This is a genomic window from Phormidesmis sp. 146-33 (assembly GCF_052939515.1).
The window spans coordinates 46,175-69,894 of the sequence record NZ_JBJPHU010000009.1 but is presented as its reverse complement, the minus strand read 5'-3'; the positions used below and the strand labels follow the sequence as shown (position 1 = coordinate 69,894).

The following is a 23,720-nucleotide window of genomic DNA, read 5'->3' as shown; positions in this document are numbered from 1 at the left end:
TTCTACCCCCTCTTCTGGACAAGTTCTTGCGCTTCTGTTTCGGTTAATTCTTCTATTTCCGCCAGTAGGATTGCTTCGATCTGTTCAGCAACGGCTGCAACTGTGTGCGCCTCAAAGAGTTGCCGCAGCGGGAGTTCCACCTGAAAGATCTGTCGTAATCGAGCCAGTACTTGAGTTGCCAGCAGGGAGTGTCCACCTAGCTCAAAGAAGTTGTCGTAAATGCCGACCTTTTCCACCCCCAGAATTTCTGACCAGATAGTCGCGATCGTCGCTTCAACCGAATTGCGAGGCGCAACATACGATTGGACAGATTTGGCTTTTTCAGGTGTAGGCAGCGCATGATGATCAACTTTGCCATTGGCAGTCAAGGGCAACGCTTTTAATTCCACAAAGGCGGCGGGAATCATGTATTCCGGTAGCTTCTGCTTCAGAAATTGCCGCAGGTCTGACACAGGAATTGAAGCCTGTAGTACTACATAAGCAACCAGCACCGGATTTTTCGGATCGTCTTCCCTCAACTGCACGATGGCTTCTCTCACCTCTGGATGGTGTAGCAATCGCGCTTCAATTTCTCCCAGTTCAATCCGAAATCCATGCAATTTAACTTGCTGGTCAACGCGCCCCAAAAACTCCAGGTTGCCGTTGGGTAAATATCGAACGAAATCTCCAGTTTTGTAGAGCCGTCGATCAAGCTGATGAGAGATAAATTTTTCAGTTGTTAGATCAGAACGGTTCAAATATCCTCGCGCTAGTCCTGCACCAGCAATATAAAGTTCACCTGTGGCTCCGATCGACACAGGATGTCCGTGACTATCCAGAACATAAATCTGCGTGTTGGCGATCGCTCGTCCGATCGGCACTGTTTCCGAAATGCGGTTCGCTAAATCTTCTGGCTTAACAGCATACGTGAGTACTCCCACCGTTGTTTCTGTCGGCCCATAATGATTAAAGATTTCGCAGGTGTGCATCTGTTGTTGAATCTGCTCAATTAAGCTCCAACGGCAAACTTCTCCGCCCAAAACTAATCGCTGTCGGGGCAAAATTTTGGTGGGATCTGGACAATCGAGTAAAGCTTGTAGATGGGAGGGCACGATCTTGAGACAGTCGATCGGGTGCTGACTAAAATATTCAGCCAGTGCTTGAGCATCACAGGCGCGGTCAGCCGCAATGATATGTAAACAGCCGCCGCTACAGAGACAGGGAAACAGCATTGTGTAACTGAGGTCTGCTGCCAGCGTGGACACGATCGCATAGCTGGCGTTAGGTGGAAAACTTAACCGCTCTGAAATGCTGTGCAGGTAGTTGAGAATCTGTCGATGTTCAATGACTACTCCTTTGGGCTGTCCAGTCGAACCAGACGTGTAAATGATGTAGGCAATGTTATTCGGAGCGATCGCAAGATTGAGATTCTCAGGACTGTGTTGAGTGATCGTCACTTGATCGTCATCCAAGCAGATCACCTGCGGTCGGGATTCAGGTAGGCGATGCAATAACGATTTCTGAGTGAGGACGATCGACACCTGAGCATCCTGTAACCGAAACCCTAAGCTAGCAGTTGGTAAAGCTGGATCGATTGGTAGGTAAGAACTTCCTGCTTTCAGGACTGCTAGAACTGCGATAACTAGCTCTAACGATCGCTCCAGATAAATCGCAATTGCAGTATCTGGTTTAGCCCCGCATTGTTGTATATAGTGAGCGAGTCGGTTAGCTTGACTATTTAATTCTCGATATGTCATCGATTGGCTCTCAAACACCAATGCAGTGGCATCTGGATTTTGCTCAACTTGCTGTTCAAATTGCTGAGGCAAACACGCATTGAGTGGGTAGACAACCGCCGTGTTGTTCCATTTGACTAGCAGTTGATCAAGGTCTTCAGCGCTTAGAAGATTAAGTTGAGCGATCGAGCCTTCTGGTTGAGCAGTGGCACTTTCGAGTAGAGTTTGTAGCTGAGACGCAAGACAGGAAATTGCTTGAGTAGAGAACAGGTTGGAATTGTACTGCAACTCGATAGTTAGATGACCTGCTTGTATAAAGCTGCTGAGTTTTAGGTCGAAGCGATCGCTATAAACTTGCTGTCGCTCAATTTCCCAGGATAGTTCTGGCACAGATTGGGATAACTGCTCAGAAAACTCAAAGCTTAAGGGAAAGAATTCTTGATCCTTCAATTCATCAAACCTGTCCTGCCACTCCTCCATCGCCTGCCAGGTTTGATGAGTTTGACGCAGCACTTCGCTGAATGAAATCCCTTTTGTTAACTGACTTTTTAATGGTAGAGACTGGCTCAATAAGCCAACAACAGACTCTAATTCTTCATACTGTTGATAGCTCCAAACGACTCCGATCGTGATTTCTGCTTGTCCGGTCAATCGCCCAATTAACACCTGCCAACACGCTAGTAAAAAGAGTGCGATCGACACACCATACCGCTCTGCTGTCGCTTGAATTTGAGTGTTAATTTCAGGCGAGAGGGGAACAGAATAAACCTGTGGCTTAAATGAAGTAATCCCATCTGTGATCACTCTAAATGGCAACTTTAATGAGGTTAGCTGCGAATTTTGCTGCCAGTACGATTCCGTAGTGTTATTTTCTTCTAACAGTTCATTCTGCCACTCTGAGAACTGTACATATTGCACCACTTCCTCTGATGAAATTTGATCTATCAAGTTATGCGTGTAAGCTTGAAATAAATCCTTTACCAAATTTTGTAAACTTCTCGAATCTGCACAGAGCGCAGGCAATGTCAGGATCAGTAAGAATTCTTGGGGTAACAGTTCAAGTAGGAGCGATCGTAACAATGGCAACTGCTCTAGACTCTCGAACTTGCCTTGTTCTGCTTCGATCAAGGATTCGATCTGAGAAGCTTTAGCTTCAATGCTCAGATCAAAGGATTGCCAGACGAGTGAAGCTATAGGATGAATGATTTGCAGCGGTTGTTTCATCCCAGCCCGACGACCAAACGTAGTTCGTAAACTGTCATGGCGATTAACAACAGCTTGGAGAGCAGCGTGTAGGCGATCGCGATCAATCTCTCCGTTTAACTGAATCACACATTGAGCGATGTAGCGATCGCCAGATGCCTGTAGCCTCCACAAGCGCTGTTGTTGGGGAGACAATCTGTATCCTGTAATGATTGGGTTTTGCATAAATCTATTTCTCTTAACTCAGTCTTAATTGGCGGATAGGCGGCGATCGACAGACATCTCTCCCATTGCCACAACAATTTTGCGGAACCCAATGTAAGGATTACGCCCGTGAGCAACCAGCAAATTATCCAACATCAAAATGTCTCCTGGCTGCCAGGTAAACTGCTGTTTTAGCTGTTGATAAAGCTCTTCAATTTCCGTTAAAACAGATGCTTCAATGTCCGACCCATCGCCGTAGTAAACTTGACGCGGCAGCATTTCTGCGCCAAATAAATCTAGTAAGGATGCCTGGACAGACGGTTCCAAGAACGATAGATGATGGAGTTGCAACTGATTGAAAAATACCCACTCCTGGGTTTTTGGGTGCTGAATGATCGCAGGTCGAATCTGGCGAGTTCTTAAGCCGTCATGATCCAGCCATTCAAACTCGATTCCTGTTTGGTGACAGTAGGTTTCAACAATAGCGCGATCGCTGGTGCGGAAGAAATCTTGCCAGCTTACATCTAACCCTTTCGTGTAGTTGCGGACGTACATTAGTTGCTTTTCTGATAAGCGATCGCGGACTGCCGAACTGAGATGCTGATACATCTGCCGACAATCGACGATCGGGGTTTCTCCGCCTTGTTCAGCAGGTTGCACACAGTAGAACCAGATTTTTATCGGATAGCGATGCAGGTGAGAGCTTTCGTTGTGAAACAGAATTGCTTTGTCAGCAGGATAGGGAGTGGAGCCGTACACTTTTCCGCTAATGCCTGCTCTGGGTAAATCGCCATACTCCTCAAATAACTCTGGACAAATTGCTTGAGCAAATTGCTCAAACGCCTGAGCCGATGGAACCTGAAATCCTCGAAATAGAATGCCTCCATGCTGCAATAGTTGGGTTTCAATCCAATCGCAATTTTCTCTGACCCAATCTGCTACGTCTAAGGATTCGATCGCGGGTTCTACCATTAGCGGCAGCGGCGCATGGGATTGTAACACTCGCGTTCTAATCAGTTCTCCTTGCGGCAGGCTGATCGCTTTTGGCACGATTTGCTTAAATTTCTTCAGGCTCTCTAACTTGCGTTGTTTTTGAGCGATTGCTTTTTGCGATTTTTCGGCATCGGTGTACAGATTCAAATGACCTATCGGTGTATCGGGCTGGGCCACAATACTGTTGAGCAAGGCTTCAAACTGTCGTGATAAGGCTGCGATCGTGTCTGGGCGAAACAGATCTGTGCGGTAATTCCAGGTGCCAACGGTTCCCTGATCCGTATCTTCCATAAACAATGCCAAATCGAATTTAGCGGCTCCTGTTTCAACCACTAGAGGCGTTGCGGTTAATCCAGATAGCTCTAGCGGGGGCATGGGAGCATTTTGTAAAACAAACAAAACTTGAAACAGGGGCGTGTGGCTGCGGCGATCGGAACGCAATGCATCTACTAGGCGAGAAAATGGTAAATCCTGATGGGCATAGGCTTCCAGCATCACCGTTCGCACCCGTTGCAGCAAATTCCTAAAACTGGGATTGCCAGAGAGATCCGTTCGGATTACCAGTAAATTAACGAAGAAACCAATTAATGGTTCAATTCCAGCATGGTTGCGGTTTGCTACATCAGTACCAACAACAAGCTCTTCCGCTCCGCTGTAGCGGTGAAGCAGTGTTTGAAATGCTGCTAGTAGCGTCATGAACATTGTCGCTCCTGCCTGATGACTCAACTGCTTCAGTGCTATCGCCAAATTGGGAGGTAGGGTGAACGTCGCGATCGCACCCGGTGCAGTTGGGATGGATGGGGGTGGGTCGATCGGTAATTTCAGTTGGGGCAGTCCGGTGAGTTTCCGCTGCCAGTAGGACATCTGCCGCTGCAACACTTCTCCCTGCAACCATTGTCGCTGCCAGACAGCAAAATCGGCGTACTGGATGGGCAGGGCTGGCAGTGGAGCAGGATTTCCTGTTAGCAAGGCGTTGTAGCAAATGGTCAATTCTTGTACCAGCACGCCTAGCGACCAGCCATCAGAAACAATATGGTGTAGGGTCAATAGCGCCACATGCTCAGACTCCGACAGCCGCAGCAACTCAGTCCGCATTAATGAACCTTGCGCCAGATCGAAGGGGAGACGAGCCGCTTCGGTAAGCAATTGTTGTAGCTCCAGATTGCGTTGTGTTGGCTCCAGGCTACTGAGATCAACAATGGGAATTTTTACTGTTTGCACCGGAGCAATCACCTGAACAGGGTTGCCATCAACGAGCGGAAACGTAGTCCGCAAAATCTCATGGCGCTGCACGATCGTGTTCAAACTCTGTTCCAAGATGGCGATATCCAGGAAGCCGCTCAAGCGTAATGCGATCGGCATATTGTAAGCAAAATCGCCTGGTTGCAGTTGATCTAGAAACCACAGTCGCTCTTGAGCAAATGACAGCGGCAAATTGTCTCGTTGGAGAACGGGTTCGATCGGCGGAACCTGGGATTCTGACTTAGCTTGGATCTGCGATCGCACCTCCTCTGCTAAGGCTGCGATCGTGGGAGATTCAAACAGGCAACGTAGTGGAAGTTCGACTTGAAATGATTCCCGAATCCGGGAGACCACCTGCGTGGCAAGCAGAGAGTGACCGCCCTGTTCAAAGAAATTGATATCTATGCCAACGGATTCCACACTAAGTACCTGCTGCCAGATCTCCGCGATCGCGGACTCGATCGGATCGCGGGGTGCCGCAATGTTGGTTAACTCCGATCGACTAGGCTTCAGAGCCGCCAGCGCCCGACGATCAATTTTACGATTCGGAGTCAGAGGGAACGATTCCAGCACTCGAAATTCGCTGGGCACCATATACTCTGGTAGCTGCGCTTTGAGAAATTCTCGTAAGGCAGAGTCGGCGATCGGTGAGTCGTGCGGTACAACAAATGCCAGCAGGTGCGGATGGGGTTCTCCTGAGAGCAATACGACAACTTGGCGGACTTGAGGATGCTGAGACAGTATTGCTTCAATTTCTCCTAACTCAATCCTGAATCCCCGCAGCTTCACCTGATGATCCACTCGCCCCACATACTCGATGCTGCCATCCGCTCGATACTTCACGCGGTCACCCGTCCGATACAACCGCGCTCCTGGGGTTGCACTAAATCCATCCGGGACAAATCGCTCTGCTGTCAGGTCATCTCGTCCCACATACCCCCGCGCCACGCCTGCTCCGCCGATGTATAGTTCTCCGATGATGCCAATGGGCACAGGCTGTTGTTCTTTGTCGAGAACGTAGAGTTGGGTGTTGGCGATCGCACGTCCAATCACGGCGGCTTCTGTGGCATCAGTGAGGCGATGGCGCGTAGACCAGATTGTGGTTTCCGTGGGGCCGTAGAGATTCCATAGTGCCACGCCGCGTGGTAACAACTGGGCAGCAAGGTCGGGGGTGAGGGCTTCTCCGCCACACAGCATCGTTAGACCCGGTAATCCCTGCCAATCGGCTTCTAGTAGCAGTCGCCAGGTGGCAGGAGTTGCTTGCATGAAGGTGGCTTGTGTCTGAGCGAGCGAGGTGGCTAACTGCCTGCCATCGACTGCCGTGGCTCGGTCTACCAGTTCTACCGTGGCCCCCACAACGAGAGGCAGCAGCAATTCCAGCACCGCAATATCAAACGAGAGCGAGGTGACAGATAGCAGCACATCGCCCGGACTCAGGTTCAAGTCCTGCTGCATCGCGTAGAGAAAGTTGACCACCGCGCGATGAGGAATCTGCACCCCTTTTGGTCTGCCCGTGGAGCCAGACGTGTAGAGGATGTATGCCAACTGGGCTGAAGTCGCTGGGCAGGGGAGAGGCGATCGAGATGAACAATCACGCCAGACTTGATCGAGCGGCAAAACCAGACCTGCAAAAGGTAAGACATTTTCCAGAGTTGTGTCGGTCAGCAGCACGGCAACTTGAGCATCGGTGAGGATGAAGGTAAGGCGGTCTGGGGGATAAGCAGGGTCAAGGGGAACATAGGTGCCACCCGCTTTGAGAACGGCGAGTAGAGCAATTAAGAGGTCAGGGGAACGCTCCAGAAATAGACCGACGCGAGTTTCGCTGCAAACTCCCACCTGTTGCAGATGGTGAGCGAGATGGTTGGCACGCTGGTTGAGGGTGTCGTAAGTGAGGGCGGAGTCGTGGTAGCGCAGGGCGATCGCTTCTGGTCTTTGTTGCACCTGAGCTTCTACCCATTCATGCAGGCACACTTCAGGAGTCTCGGTGTTGGTTTGATTCCATTCCACTAGCATGATTTGGCGCTCTGTGGATGTTAACAACGGCAGATTGGCAAGGCGCTGCTCTGGGTCAGCCACGATGCCAGCCAGCAAAGTCTGAAAATGCTCCAATAACCGCGCGATCGTGCTCTCATCAAACAGATCAGTGTTGTACTCTAGTGCCCCCAGCAGTGCTTCCTCTGAGTCGCTAAACACCAGGGTCAGATCAAACTTGGCGGTATTGGTTACGCTCGCTTGTGGAGTCAAGGTTAAGCCAGAAGTTTCGAGCGGTGCGATCGCGGGATGTACACTCAGCATCACCTGCACCAAAGGCGTATGGCTGGTCTGACGCTCCAGGTTTAGAGTCTCAATTACTTGCTCAAACGGCACATCTTGATGGGCGTAAGCGTTCAGTGCCGTTTCACGCACTTGGGCAAGCACCTGAGAAAACTGAGGATTGCCCGATAGATCGGTACGGAGGATCAGCGTGTTGAGGAAGCAGCCAATCAAATCGGCAAGCCCTGGATGATGGCGATTCGCGATCGGGGTGCCAATCAAAATATCGGTTTGCTGGGTGTATCGGGACAGTAACGTGGCAAATGCCGCCAGCAAGGTCATGAATAGGGTTGTCCCGTGCTGCTGTCCTAACTGCTGGAGTGCCTGTTTGAGCGGAGACTGTATTCGCAGCCGTTCGGTTTTACCCCGAAAACTCTGAACGGCTGGACGGGAGCGATCGAGGGGTAGCGGGAGCAGAGTGGGAGGGTTGTGCAATTGCTGCTGCCAGTATGCTAACTGGGCTTGCATCACGTCTTCTTGCAACCAGCGCCGCTGCCAGTCAGCAAAATCAACGTACTGAATCGAGAGGTCTGGTAAGGGAGCAAATCTCCCGTGGCAGAAGGCATCGTAGAGAACCGCCAGTTCCCGCACTAGAATTTGTGCTGATCCGGCATCTCCAATCAAGTGGTGCAGAGTGACAAACAGCAGGTGTTTAGTGGGTTGGAGTTGCGCGATCGTGACCCGCAAAAGAGGAGCCTGACTCAGATCAAAGCTGTGTTGCGCTACTTCTGCCGCCAGCCGCTGCGTCTCGGTTTGCTGCTGAATGGCTGAGAGTGCTTGTAGATCAACAACGGGTAGATTGAAGCTGAAAGGTAGGTGAATGACTACTTGGGGCTGCCCATCCTTAGCTTCAATACTGGTACGCAAGACTTCATGCCGCTGCAAGAGGGCGTTGAAACTTTGCTTCAAAGCGGACAGATTCAAGGAACCGCTGATATGTAACACCGTGGGAATGTTGTAAACCGGATTATTGGGTTCTAACTGCTGCAAAAACCAGATCCGCTGCTGGGCAAAGGAGAGGGGTAAGACTTCACTACGGGAAATGGGTCGAATCGGCTGGAACGACTGAACGATCGCCTGCTCTGATTTCAAGCTCTCGGCGAATTCTGCAATGGTTGGAGCCTCGAATAAGCGCCGCAGCGGAACCTCCACCTGTAAGGCAGATTGCACCCGTGCGATCGCTTGCGCCACCAGCAGCGAATGTCCACCTAATTCAAAAAAGTTATCGTGAATGCTGATCGACTTGCGCCCTAAGATCTGCGTCCAAATTTCAACTAAGATCGCTTCTGTGGCGGTGCGGGCTGGAATGGGAGAACTCTCCGCAGGCGTGGCATCTGGAGCAGGAAGGGCACGGCGATCGACCTTGCCATTTTGATTCAGCGGCAGCGCCTCCAGTAGCACGCAGACAGAGGGTACCAAATAGCTGGGTAATTGTTGCAGCAGATCACGCCGTAAGCTGTTGGAATTCAAGTCCGTGGCAGGTTCTGGCACAACGTAGGCAACTAATTGGGCAGGATCTTGCCGCAGGATCACTACAGCGTCTTGAACCGCAGAATGCTTTCGTAGCGCAGCTTCCACTTCTCCCAGTTCAATCCGAAAGCCGCGCCATTTCACCTGTTGATCTGCCCGTCCGACAAATTCCAGCCTGCCATCGGCGCGATAGCGCACGAGATCCCCGGTTTTGTACAAGCGCTTACCTGCCACAGAACTGAACGGATGGGGCAGAAACGCCTGATCTGTTAGGTCTGATCGACCCAGGTATCCCCGCGCCAACCCGACGCTGCCGAGATACAGTTCACCAATGACCCCGATCGGAACGGGTTGTTTGTGACGATCCAGCACGTAGGTTTGGGTATTCGCAATGGCACGCCCGATCGAGGGGTTCGTATCCGTCGCCGTACATTCAGCCACCGTAGCGCACACGGTTGTTTCAGTCGGGCCATAGGCATTGAAAAATTGTCGCCCCACTGCCCAAGTGGAAACTAACGCCGCTGGACAGGTTTCTCCCGCCACAATCAGTGTATGCAGAGCAGGCAGATTAGACGGAGACAGAGCGGCGAGAGCAGACGGGGGCAGCGTTGCGTGAGTAATGGCGTGAGTTTGCAAAAACTGCTGCAATGGCGAACCGGGCAATCGCTGATCAGATCGACCTAGATACAGTGTGGCTCCCGATCGCCATGCCATCACCAGTTCCCATACCGACGCATCGAAGTTAAACGAGGCAAATTGCAGAATGCGGCTGTCTGACGATAAGCGAAAGGTTTGCTGTTGTGCCTGACTCAGGTTTGCCAGTCCGCGATGAGTCAGCAGCACGCCTTTTGGCTGTCCGGTAGAACCAGATGTGTAAATGACGTAAGCCAGATGATCCAGCGTGACAGAACTGGCAGGATTTGTGGTGGAACAGGCAGCGATCGCGCTCCAATCTGCATCCAGGCAGACAATCGAACCTGAGTAAGACGGCAATCGACTTTGCAGATCACGCTGGGTCACTAAGCCAACGATCTGTGCATCAGCCAGCATAAATGCCAATCGATCGCTAGGGTAGTCAGGATCAAGCGGCAGATAAGCGCCTCCAGCCTTGAGAACTGCCAGGATCGCAATCAGCATGTCTAGAGACCGTTCTAAGCAGATCCCGACCCGTTGATCAGGATCGACTCCCCAACTTTGGAGGAAGTGAGCAAGCTGATTTGCTCGATCGTTCAGTTCCCCGTAGCTAAGCGGTTGCTCGTTCCATAGAGCGGCGATCGCGTCTGGGTGCTGTTGCGCCTGCATTTCCACCCAGTGATGCAGACATACCTGCGGATAGTCCGTCTGAGTTTGAGTCCAGGTTTCTAGTAGCTGATGCCGCTCTGGTTCTGTTAAAAGCGGTAACTGAGAAAGCCGCTGATGAGGGGTTGACGCAATTCCAGTCAGAAGCGTCTGAAAATGATCCACCATGCGGCGCATCGTTGCAGCGTCAAAGAGATCAGTGCGGTATTCGATCCAGCCTTCAACGCCGTCGGCGGTTTCCAGCAAGTTCATCACCCAATCAAATTGTGTCGTTGCTGTGTGCAGAGGGCGCGGTTTTAGACTCAATCCACCACACCTCTGCGGCGCGATCGGCGCGGTTTGCAGGGTAAACATCACCTGAAGCAGTGGCGCATGACCGAGACTCCGCTCTGGTTGCACCGCCTCCACCAGTTTTTCAAACGGTAAATCTTGATGATGACTTGCTTCTAGGACAACCGATCGCACTCGTTGCAGCAGTTCCAGAAATGTGGGATCGCCCTCCAGGTTGGTTCGCAATACCAGCGGATTTACCAGCACCCCCATCAGAGCTTCTGTCTCAGCGCGATTGCGGTTTGCTACCGGAGCGCCAATCAAAATATCGGTTTGATCCGTGTAGCGGTAGAGCAGTGTTTTGAAGGCTGCCAGCAACGTCATAAACAGGGTCGCCCCGTGCTGCTGTCCCAGCGATCGCAGCGGTTGAATGAGTAACTTAGGTAGGTGAAGCGCTTGCACGGCTCCCTGAAAGCTTTGCACTGGAGGACGGGGACGATCGCAGGGGAGTGGTAAAACTGCCGGAGCTTCCGCAAGCTGCTGTCTGCCGTAGGATAAATGCTGCTCCAGATCCTTTTGCAACCACTGCCGCTGCCACACTGCAAAATCGACGTATTGAATGGGCAAATCCGGTAGCGGCGAGGACTTCCCATCCAGAACCGCCTCGTATAGCAGTGCCAGTTCTCGAACGAAAATTCCTAGCGACCAACCATCCGCCACGATGTGATGCACATTGAGCAGGAGAACATACGTCTCTGCATCCAACTTCAGCAGGGTTGTTCGTAGCAGTGGGCCCTGCGCTAAATCAAACGGGCGTTGTGCTACCTCAGTTGCCAACTGCTGCACGGCTGCTTCCTGCTCAGATGGGGGCAGAGATTGTAAATCTATCATTGGCAGATCCCAGGATGCAGCAGGTTGAATGACCTGCATCGGTTCTCCATCCGATGTGGTAAAGATGGTTCGTAGTCCTTCGTGGCGCTGACAGAGCGCGGTCAGACTTTGCTGCAAACCAGATACCTGTAGCCGACCCTTGAGATCGACGGCTGCGGGCACGTTGTAAAGCGGAATTTCTGGATAAAGCTGATGTAGAAACCACAATCGCTGTTGAGCAAATGACAGCGGAAAAGCATGACCTGTTCGAGGTTGGGGCTGAATTCGCGATCGCGCCTGCCGACTTTGCTGAAGCCGCTGAGTCAGTTTCGCCAGTTGATCCGGCGATAGGTTGGCTATCCGATCGGCATTATTCATAATCTCCCCCTAAGAATTCAGCTTCTAGTTCTGCCAGCAGGTCAGGATTAACTTGATCGGCAATCGACTGAGCAATCACCTCAGCCAGCTTTGCCACGGTAGGTTGATCAAACAAGCTCCGCAGCGACACCTCTACTGAGAAGGTTTCACGAACGCGGGAAATTACCTGGGTTGCTAGCAGGGAGTCTCCCCCTAGATTAAAGAAAGTGTCGTGAATGCCAATCTGATCACGGCTCAAAAGCTGGCACCAGATGTCTGCTAGTGCTGTTTCGATCGCTGTGCGCGGAGCCACAAACGTAGAGTCTAAACTCGGTGCAGTGGGACGCTTCAAAGCCAGCAGCGATCGACGATCAACTTTCCCATTTGCCGTTAGCGGTAAGGTTTCCATCGGCATATAGGCAGACGGTAGCATGTACTCTGGTAGCTTCTCCGCTAGAAACGTTCGGAGCTTCTGTGGCTGAAAGTGCTGAACCGATGCAGGACTTCGCGCCAGCAGCACATCAAACCCTAGCCACTCAGCGATCGAGCCAGATTGAGCCAGGATTTGACAATCGGTAAACCCGGTAGCGGTGAGAACCTGCCGCCACTGTGCCTGAGACAGCAAGGGATGCTGTTGTCGCAGATGGGTGTCTTCAAATCGATCGAAGCCCTGTTGCAGCCCCATACTGAGATCAAAGGCAGGATGGAACTGGGTTTCCTCTAGTAGCAGTAAGAGTCCCCCTGGTGCTAGAAGCGAACGAATGTGGTGCAAGGTTTCGCTGATGTTGCGGGTGGCATGAAGGACGCTGGAGGCAATTACGATATCGAATGTATGCAATTCATAGCCCTGTTCCTGCGGGTCTTGCTCCAAATCTAGCCGTCCGGTTTGCAGAAATGGGTAAGCCGCAAACCGCGATCGCGCCCGCTGCAAGAAATAGCTAGAAATGTCGGTGAATAGGTAAGTTGTACGATCGGGGGGAAGCACAGGCAATAAATGCAGCGTCGTGGAACCGATCCCGGCACCAACCTCCAGAATTCGCAGCGGTTCTGACTGCCAGGATTCGGCAATCTTGCTAATTAGCGATCGCATTACGGCATTGCTTGCCTGAAATTGCTTTTGATAAATTTCTGGAACTGCGTCGGCAGCATAAATTTCGGCTGAATGCTGCGTCTCAGTTAGGATATCCGCCAGATTTTCAGCTACCTGAAGGAGTAGTTGGGTTGCTTCCTGACTCAATCCCCAACCTTGTGTCGCTCCTGTGTGAACACGGGCAATCAGATCGCGAGATAGATGGGTCGGTAAGGGAGATACTTGCACAAAGCGATCGCCTTGCTGACTCAGCCAGCCATGCTGCGTTAGTTGAGTCAGTGCCCGTTGCAGCCAGCGTTGATAGCGGGGCTGGATCTGACAGTGCCGCAATAGTTCTGTCACATCAGCATCATTGTCAGATTGAAAGGCTCCTAGCTTCTGTAATGCAACGCCTGTAGCGTGGAGATAAAGCTGCTCTAGAGAGTGCCAAAATTCTGAGAACGTCTTGAGATCGATCGCCTCAACAGATGGGGACGGCTGGAGCGACTTCGTTAGTACCTCCCACTGTTTGGGTGTCATTGATGCTTGCCGCTGCAAAAACAGTGAATCTAATTTATCTACAGCAGGAACTACATACGCTACAAGTTGCTGAAGTGATCCGTCTCCCGTTGCTAAAACAACTGCTTCCTGAACCGCTGGATGTTGCTCCAGAGTCGCTTCAATTTCCCCTAGCTCAATCCGATAGCCCCGCAGCTTCACTTGAGAATCTTCGCGCCCCAGAAACTCGATCTGCCTGTTGGGTAAATATCGCCCTAAATCTCCAGTGTTGTAGAGCCGTCCGAGTCGAGGATGGTCGATGAAACTGGTGATCGTTCTAGCATCATCCTGCCAGTAGCCCTGCGCTAAACCCATCCCCGCAATATACAACTGCCCCGGAACCCAGACTGGACGCGGCTCTAATTGCTCATCTAGTACATAAAACTGCTGATTTCGCATCGGCTGCCCGTAGGGAATGCTTTTCCAAGCTGGATCAACAGCCGCGATCGCATACAGAATCGACCAAATCGAAGCCTCAGTCGCTCCGCCCAAACTGACCACTTGCACTGCTGGAACGAATTGTTTGAGGCGATCGGGCAAGGAAAGTGGCAGCCAGTCTCCACTCAGCAGCACCAGCCGCAGGCTGTCCGGTAACACTCCGCAGCGCCCTGCGCCATACTCCAGAAGCATTTGCATCAAGGCGGGAACTGAATTCCACAGTGTGACGTGTTCGCGCTCCAAAATCTCTGACCAAACGGCGGGATCTTTCGTGGCTGTTGCAGGTGGCAGGACGATCGTGCCGCCCGCTGCCAGCGTTCCAAAAATGTCATACACAGAGAGGTCAAAGCTGAGAGAAGAAAGGGCAAACACGCGGTCTTGTGATCCGACCAGGAAGCGCTGATTGATGTCCAGAATCGTGTTAACGGCTCCCTGATGGTCGATCATTACACCTTTGGGAAGCCCTGTCGATCCGGAGGTGTAGATCACATAGGCAAGATCAGTTGGCTGCTGCACAGGTTCTAGAAGCGGCTCGTCAGTCCAGTCTGCATCCTCAACATCCCAAACCTGCAAATGGCTAGCAGCGAACGACGCTTGGAGACATTGATGCGTCAGAACATGCCGAACGGCAGTTTGCTCTAGCAAATACCAGCGGCGTTCCTGCGGCAGTTCCGGATCGATCGGCACATAGGCACCCCCCGCCATCAGGACTCCCAATACCGCAACAACTTGCTGCCATCCTTTTTCTAAGACGATCGCCACCAGTTGATTTGGCAGCACTCCCGATCGTCGTAGCTGATGCCCAATGTAAGTAGCCCGACGCAAGAGTTCTGCATAGGTAAGGGTGCGATCGGGTGCAATCACCGCAGAGTGATCCGGCTGCATTTGAGCCTGTGCGATGAACAGAGTATGCAACAGATGCTTTGATACAGGAGCGGTCGTCTCGTTCAAGGTAGTCTGCAACGCTTGATCTGCCGTTGGTAGCAATACTGATCGATCTGCCTGCCAGGGTCGATCGCAAGTTGCTAAATCTTCCAGCAGGCGACAGTAAGCAGTCAGCATCGCATCTACCATCCCGTCTGGAAATAATCCCTCCACAGCATCCCAATTGAACACCAGCGCTCCGTTGTCCTCGTAAACCTGGTGATCTAACCAAACTTGAGGGGTTTGAGCAATGCTGTAGACCAACTTGCCCAGCCATTCGGTCGCAAATGCTGTTTCATCCTGCATCTGCGGATTTGCCAGCAGACTGGTGAACACCACGGGCATGGTGATTCGTCCGGCCCCTGCTTGAGCGCGAGAGAGTTCTCTCAAAACCCGAACACCGCTAACTGCACTGTGTTCCAGATCTTGCCACAATTGATGCTGAAGCTGTTGGGCACGCTGTTGAAAGGAAGCTGATTGACTGTAATCGACTGCAAGCAAAGTAAGGGACGTAAAATCACCGACAAGATCGTTAACTTGAGGATGGAGCGGTAACCGATTGAACGTCGTCAGGTTAATTGTGAAGTGACGAGTTTTGCTCCAGGTGGCTAACACATCGGCATAGGCAGCCAGCAGGATTCCCGATGGAGTCAAACCTGCTTGAACGGCGCGCTGCTTCAACTGCTGCCAAATTTCCTGCGACAGTGTGACAGTCCGACGTACAAACCGAGGGGTGTCAATGGCAGTCGGTGCGATCGCCAGGGGAAGTTCTGGTGCAGGGGGCAGTTGGGGAATTCGGGCTTGCCAGTAGGTGAGCGATCGCTGATACACCTCGGAGGCTTCCAGGGTCTTCAGCGCTAGAACGTAATCGCGGAATCTGAGATCCAACTTAGAAAGCGCAGTGTCCTGCTGGTAAAGCTGCCGCCACTGTTTGAGTAACAGCGCCAGACTAGCAGCATCTACGAGCAGATTATCAAAGCTGAGAAACACGCGGATTCGCTGGTCATCCAATCGCGCTGCACTAACTTCAAAGAGGGGATAGATGTCGGGCGGGCGTACTCGATGGGATAGCTGCTGTCGAATCGCGGCGAGTTCGGCGGTCATGGCTTCTGGAGACTTGCCGCGCAGATCCCACTCGTGAATTTGATAAGGAGGCACCGAGGCGAGAACTTGCTGCTGTCCGTCGGGCAAGATGATTGTCCGCAGCGTATCATGATGTACTACTAACTGTTGAAATGCATCATTCAACCGATGTAAATCTAGATTGGAACTGTCGAACTCGGCATAGACATGAGCGGCAATGTTGCCCATCTCAAACGATTGCGTTCTACCAATCCAGTATGCTTCCTGAATGTCGTTGAGTGAGAACGGCTGATAGCGCTGCTCTGGGTCGGGTTGAATTTGGGGCAGAACTGGGTGAGTTGCGGTGGCAAGCTTGTGAACCAACTGAGCCGCTAAATCTGTGATTGAAGTCTCTTCCAGCAGCGTTGTAAGGGCGATCGTGGCTCCTAGATCAGTTTCTAAATCGCTCTTTAGTTCCAGTGCCATAATGGAATCCAGCGCCAGGGTTTTGAGCGATCGCGATGATTCAATCTCTACCAATGGAACTCTTAGCACATGAGCAATGCGATCGCGCAAGTAGCTCTCTAATGCTTGCTGTTGCGACTCTGGTTTCAGGGTCAGCAGCGTTTCACGGGACACGCTAGAGCGGGATAATCGGGCTTCAATTGGCGGACGATCGTCTAACTCTAGCCAGTACCGTTGACGTTCAAATGGGTAGGTAGGGAGCGGTTGCCGTTGACGGGGGTAATCGCGATCGAAGCCAGCCCAATCAACCTCAAAGCCGTGTAGATAAAGTTCCTTCAGACTATTCAATAGGGTTTCCCAGTCGCCCGTTTGAGGTTCAAGAGACGGCAGCCACACTTGGGTTTGAGTAGAGAACTTTTGCCGCAAAGCTTCCAGCGATGTGGAGTGCAGTCCAATTTCTAGAAAGGATTGAAACCCTTGCTCTAGAAGCGTTTGAATTCCTGTCAGGCTATTGGTCGATCGAGACAAGCATTGTTGCCAATCAGTCTTTGCAGTGTTGTGATCTAGAAGTTGTCCGGTTGCTCCAGAAACCAGTGTCAGACAGGGAGCCGCAGTCTGCAAAGGATGTTCTGATGGGTGAGTAATGCACCGTAACGCCTCCTCTAAGCTCAACACGCCCGCCACACAAGCGGCTACCAATTCTCCTACTCCGTATCCCAGAACAGCATCCGGCTGAATTCCCCAAGACTGCCACAAGTGCGCCAGCGCATACTCTAGTACAAACGCGATCGCTGCCGAATCTGACTCACTCACTTTTGCTACAGTGCCATTGTTGGGATAAAGCAGCGAAAGAAGTGACTGTTTCAGAATAGGCTGCAATCGCTGATCGCACTGCTGCAAAATCTGTCGGAACGTCGGCTGAGTTTGGTATAGCTGAGTTCCTACCCATGCCGCTGTGTCACCGGGAAACAAGAAGACAATTTTGTGTCGCTCTGTTGTTGTTGGCTGATCAATCAATTCGCTCGCATTTTGATGCAACCAGATCACTAACTGCTGCTGAATTTCTGCTAAAGAATGGCTAACACAGGCAAAGCGGTAGTTAAAATGCGATCGTCCGACTGTTGCACTATGGCAAAGGTTTGCAATCCTCTCAGGTGGCTGATCCTTGAGACACTCCACATACTGCTGAACTAGCGATCGCAGAGCAATTGGACTTTTTGCCGAAACGCTGAACAGGTGCAAGGGACGATCGAACTCAATAGACTGAACTGGCTGATCCGGAGGCGCTTCCACAATCACATGAGCATTCGTGCCATTTGCACCAAACGCATTAATTCCAGCAATCCGTCTTCCCTGAATGGGCATCCAAGGCGTGCGCTGAGTTGGAATTTTGGCAGGAATCTCCTCCAGCGAAATCGTGGGATTAAGTTGCTGAAAATGGAGATGCGGCGGTAATTCTTGATGATGCAGCGCCAACGCCACCTTAATTAAGCTGGCCATCCCCGAAGCAGTCTCTGTGTGTCCAATATTGGTTTTGACAGAGCCGAGGAACAGCGGAGTTTCTCCTGATCGCCCTTCCCCCAACACTGCCGCCAGCGCCCGAACTTCGATCGGATCACCGATCGGGGTTCCGGTTCCCTGCGCCTCGACATACGAAATTTGAGCAGGCTGAACGCCGGACTGCGACAAGGCTTCTCGGATTACCGTCTGCTGTGTTGCCCCGTTAGGAATCGTTAAGCCACCACTCGCACCGCCATGATTCACCGCCGTCCCGCGAATCACCGCCCAAATGTGATCTCCCGCCGCCTGTGCATCAGAGAGCCGCTTCAGAACCACCACGCCGCAGCCTTCCGATCGCACATAGCCATCGGCTGCTGCATCAAAGGTACGGCAGCGACCCTTAGCAGACATCAACCGAGTTTTAGAAAAAATCACGTTCGCCTCTGGTGACAGAATCAAATTCACGCCTCCAGCTAACGCCAAATTGCACTCCCGGTTGCGGAGGCTCTGACACGCCAGATGAACTGCCATCAGCGACGAGGTACAGGCGGTATCCAACGCCAGACTTGGGCCCTGTAATCCCAATAGATAAGACAGGCGACCTGCGGCAAAGCAAAAGCCATTTCCCGTACCCAGGTAGGCATCGATCGCGGCCGGATTTTCGGCTCTGGCTTGCAAGTTGGCATAGTCACTGGTGCCAATCCCAACAAATACCCCAGTCTTGCTGCCCATCAAATCGCGTGGGGCTTGTCCGGCATGTTCCAGTGCTTCCCAGGCAACCTCCAAAAGCAACCGTTGTTGTGGGTCTATGCTAATGGCTTCCCGTGAACTGATACCAAAAAAATCGGGATCAAACTGATCCACTTGCGATAAGAATCCGCCCCAGCGCGTGTAGGTTTTACCAGGAGCATTCGGATTGGGATCATAGTAAGCATCTACCTGCCAGCGTTCTGGGGGCACTTCTGAAATCGGATCAATTCCATCCCGCAACAGTTGCCAAAATGCAGCCGGATGATTGGCTCCAGGAAACCGACAGCCCATGCCCACCAGCGCGATCGGTTCGGTCTTGGACTGCTGAAGGGCATCCAGTTGGGATTTCAACTCCACCGCCAGCAGTGCCAGCCGTTTTGGAGAAAGGTCTGTAATTTGTTCTAGAAATGCATTCATAGGATTGCCCCAGACATTTTTTCGGATAGCAGCCGCTCAACTTCGTCGTCCGACAACTGCTGAATTTTGGCTAAAGGATCAGTTAAGTCGATCGCAGGAGCAATCTCTTTCGCGATCGTGGGTTCCTTCCAGTTCAACAGGGTTTGAGCTAGATGGTTGGTCAGAGCGCTGACTGTGGGATGCTCAAACGCCAGAATTGCCGGAATTGAGCATCCCAAGCTGGATTCCAATCGATGCTTTAGTTCCAGCGCCATAAGAGAATCCATCCCCAGTTCAAACAATCCTCGTTGCGGGTCTAAGCGCTGGGGAGGTTGAATTCCCAACACATGGGCAGCTTGTTCCTGAATGTGAGCTTGCAGCGCCTCTATGCGTCCGTTGGTAGGAAGGCTCTCTAGCGCCTGCAACCAGGAAGTTGGGGCGATCGATGGCTGAGTTTCAGTTGCTTGATTGGTTGCTTGATTGGCAAGCTGTTGCAACAGCGACGAGTCAGCATTTGGGAACACCTGGAAGAACTCCGACCAGGGCACAGGTAACACCGCCACCTGCGCTATCTCCTGATGCAGCAGATGTTCCAGCGCGGCTAGACCCTGTTCAGGCAGAAGAGTCCAGCTATCTGGCAACAGTCGATAACCCTCCTGGACGTAGCGCGATCGCATTCCCACTTCCGCCCAGTCTCCCCAGGCAATACTCAGAGCGGGTTGCCCCCGCGAACGACGGTAGTGAGCCAGGGTATCCAAAAACGCATTGGCGGCACTGTAGCTGCCCAACTGCTGCCCAACGGCTCCCAACAGTCCTGCCCAGGACGAGAATAGAACAAACCAATCGAGCGTCTGATGGTCAAACAGTCGATGCAAAACCCAACTGCCCAGCACCTTCGGGCGCAACACCGCTGTCAAGGTTTCCTGATCCAACTGCTGAAGTGGAACCAGCGGTTGAGGAACTCCTGCTAAGTGCATCACCCCACGAATTTCGGGACATCCCTGTTCTTGTAGGTGATGTAGCGCTGCGATCATCTGGGCTTCGTCTGCTACATCGGCAGTCGCTAGATAAACGGTTGCCCCAGATGCCTCGATCGTCCGAACGGTCTGAATTTGATTTGCCACACGGCTCTCTTGGGGCGCATCCCACTGGCTGCGAGGCGGCAGGAGCGATCGTCCTAGCAAAATCAGATGTCGCGCTCCCTGTCGAACTAGCCATTGTGCTACCAACAGACCCAGATCTCCCAATCCTCCGGTCAGCAAGTAGCTACCCTCTGACTGAACCTGAATTGCGGATTGGACAGTAGCCTGATGCTGCACCAAGCGAGGCGTATACCATTCCCCCTGTCGGTAAGCGATCGGGGGATTCCCAGAGATTGCTTGCCATAGTGCAGCAGCATTTTGTTCAACTGATGCACTCGGATCAAGATCAATCAATCCGCCCCAACGTTGGGGTTGCTCCACTGCTATCACTTGCCCCAATCCCCAGAGTAAGGACGGAACAATAGCTTGTGAATCAGTCGGTTGAACAAACTGGCTCCCCTGAGTCACTAGCCATAGTTGCGACTGACTGGATGTGAGCGACTGAAGAAGAGACAAAACATCAGAACAAAGTCCCCCTGAAGCCGCTTCTAGTTCAGAGGTTGTTAAACTGTTGGTGTCAGGTAGATCCAGACTGCTGAGGTGAATTACCTTGAGAGCGGCTGTCTGGTCGAACTGCTGTAACCACGATCGAGCGTCTTCAGACCCCTTGCCCTGAACCAGGCTCACCCGCTTTCCATCTGCTCGAAGCTGTTTCGCTAGTTCTGTGCCGACTCCGCTCTGATCAACCAAAATCAGCCAGTCCTCAACGATCGCAGGTGTTTGAGCTACAATCACCGCTTGGTGTACTGGAGTTCCTTCAGGCGCGATCGCGCTCACCTCAGCAAATCCAGTGCTTTTTAGCAGTTCACACCAGCGCTCTTGACTAAGTAACGGATAATCAGGACGCAGCGATCGATCTGTAAATTTCCACCATCCCTCTGTTAAACCGAAAACTAAGTCGAGCGATCGTTGAGGCTGTGTCCCTTCTAGCAATACGAGTAATCCGCCCGGTGCCAGTAATTGCTGCACATGCTCTAAGGTCTGCCGCAAATCTGCTGTGGCATGTAAAACATTGGCTGCCAGAATCACATCAAACTGCTGTGGAGAAAAGCCTTGAGACTGTGGATCTTGCTCAATATCCAGCACTCCATACCGCACAAATGGATGGTTGTGGAATTTTTGTTCTGCTCTCGCTGTCATCAACCGCGAAACATCAGTGAACCAATACTCTGTTTGCGTGGCAGGTAGGGATGGAAGCACCTGAGCCGTCGTGCCTCCGGTTCCAGCCCCAATTTCTAGAATGCGGATTTGGCGACCTTTGGGTAGATTGTTCACAGCTCCAGCGATCGTTTGTTGCACCCAGCGATTCATGACTTGAGCGGCTGGAGCGTGTTGATAAAGCTGCTCGACTAAATCCAGCGATCCGTCAGGAAAGAGTAGTTGCAGGGGGTCGCATTGTCCTCGCAACACGTCTGCTAGTCGGGTTCCACAGCGCTCCAACAGCGTTAATTCGGCACGACAGGCAGGATAAATTGCCCATAGATCATTCCATAGCTGTGAAGCCTCTCTGTGAGCTGGAAGATTGCATTTCCACTGGGTTGAATTTAGTTGGCACAAAATTCCATCGTCCTGCAAAATTTGCAGCAGGCGTTCTGATAACTGTTGATGCGCTGGTGCAATTCCTAATTCAGTCAGGGAAGCAGTGGAGACGATCGCACCGTCTGAAAAATTCCAGCCTAACTGCTGAAATGCCGAGAGAATGTAGGTCGTACTGAGGATTTCTAGCTGCGGGTTAAGCTCCCGATAAATCGAGAGTTCAGACGGTGTGGATGGAGACAAACACTCGGTAATTTGCTGGGGCGATCGCAGCCAATCGGCAGGCTGAAGCGCAGCAATGGGGGGGCTGATCGGTTGCCACTCAATTTGGTAAAACCAGTTCTCAGGTAGTTTTTGGGGGGGTAACTGCGGCTCAGACACCCGCTGCAACCGGAGTCCAATCACCTCCATTAACACAGCACCCGTTTGATCCAAAATTTGTACCGTTCCTTCAAACTGTTCAGCAGTCGGGCTGATTTCTGAGTGTACGATCGCATGGCTCCACACCCGCTTTTCCAGGGGGCGATGCTGCTTCAATCTTTGGAAGCCAACGGGAAGATATTGTATTGATCGCTCTTGATCCACGATCGTACGGGGCAGTGCGGCAAGAAATACCTGTAAGCAGGCATCTAAAAAGGCTGGATGCAGGCTGTAATCGGCGCAGTCTGATTCCAATATTTCCAGCAGATGGATATCTCCTAGCGCTTCTCCATCGCGTCGCCAGAGTTGCTGAACTCCTTGAAAACTGCGATCAAATTCCACGCCCCCTGTTAGCAAGTTCTCATAAAACTCTGAGGCAGTCACCGATTCGGAGCAACGAACCTGGATCTCACGCAGTGAATTCTCTGTAGTAGATTGTGGACGATCGCTCGATCGATTTCTCAAGTCACTATTTGCACCAGTACAAGCTTCCTTAAGGTGAGTTAAGTGCGGCAAATGATCGAGAATTTGATTTGCAGCTAATCCAAAGTCCAGCAGACAGGCAACTTCATCAACGCCCAATTGCTCCAGTTGTTGAATCAGCGGTAAACAGCTTTCTGGTGTGCCAATTAGCGATCGACTCGCAGAAAATTTCTCAAACACCAGATTTGCCAAAGCTTCTAGATCGGCTGCGGAAAGCTGGGTAACATCAACGGTTAAGCCTCGACTTTCTGCTAATCCCTTGAGCAAAGGCAGATTAGATTTTAGGTAATTGCAGTAGGGTTTTCGCGCTTGTTCACGAGTTTGTTGCAGATCATCTCCAATCAAGGTGTGCAATGTGACGGTGATTTGCCCTGTTGCTGGATCGTGACCCTGCCGCGATCGAGCCTCCCGATAGAGCGCAATTTTTTCAGCTAGTTCCTCCACCGTGTGATCAAACAAATGCGTGAGTAGATTGGCTCCGATTTCACCAGCGCGAATAAAGGTTTTGGGACTGCCTGCTGCTGTTACCCAAATCGGCAATTCTGATTGAATCGGGGTCGGGTAAATGCGAATTTCAACTGGAATATTTTTGCCATTCGGCATCCAGATAGAGTCCCCTCGCCACAGCTTTTGAACCGTTTCAATTCCGGCAAACAGAAGGTCATGCCGATCGTCGTAGCGATCAGAGCAACCCGCAAAATCATTTGGATTCCAGCCCGCCGCAAACGAAATGCCCACCCTGCCACCAGAGAGATTGTCTACCACTGCCCACTCTTCGGCAACTCGAACGGGAGGATGCAGCGGTAAAACCACACTCCCTGCCCTGAGTTGAATTTGCTTTGTCTCTCGCGCCAGGGCAGCATGAAGTACAGCAGGATTTGGATAGAGACAGCCAAACTGGGTAAAGTGCCGTTCTGGAACCCACACGCTTGTAAAGCCGTGGCGATCGGCAAACCGGGCGCTTTCAATGACCAGACGATATTTTTCTTCTAGCAGCGCGTCTTCGCCACTGGCAAAGAACATGAAACCGAATTGCATAGA

The 23,720-nt window shown here is 51.8% G+C and carries 4 protein-coding genes; all 4 read right to left on the bottom strand.

Going from position 1 to position 23,720, the window contains the following annotated elements:
• Positions 1-2 precede the first annotated feature (2 nt).
• The 4 genes from ACJ2PR_RS06005 to ACJ2PR_RS05990 are packed head-to-tail and all read right to left on the bottom strand — an operon-like array spanning position 3 to position 23,717.
• Positions 3-3,143 carry a non-ribosomal peptide synthetase gene (locus tag ACJ2PR_RS06005; RefSeq protein ID WP_446876354.1) on the bottom strand — a complete coding sequence of 1,047 codons (3,141 nt, stop codon included), beginning with the start codon at positions 3,141-3,143 and terminating at the stop codon, positions 3-5.
• Between the two features lie 24 nt (positions 3,144-3,167).
• On the bottom strand, positions 3,168-11,957 hold the full coding sequence (locus ACJ2PR_RS06000; protein ID WP_446876353.1) for an amino acid adenylation domain-containing protein: 8,790 nt from the start codon (positions 11,955-11,957) through the stop codon (positions 3,168-3,170).
• Positions 11,950-19,119, bottom strand: coding sequence for an amino acid adenylation domain-containing protein (locus ACJ2PR_RS05995; protein WP_446876352.1), 7,170 nt, complete (start codon positions 19,117-19,119; stop codon positions 11,950-11,952). The genes ACJ2PR_RS06000 and ACJ2PR_RS05995 overlap by 8 nt, the downstream gene beginning before the upstream one ends.
• Entirely contained in the window at positions 19,116-23,717 is a 4,602-nt protein-coding gene (locus tag ACJ2PR_RS05990; RefSeq protein WP_446876351.1) for a MupA/Atu3671 family FMN-dependent luciferase-like monooxygenase, read from the bottom strand. Before ACJ2PR_RS05990 ends, ACJ2PR_RS05995 begins: the two co-directional genes overlap by 4 nt.
• Positions 23,718-23,720 lie beyond the last annotated feature (3 nt).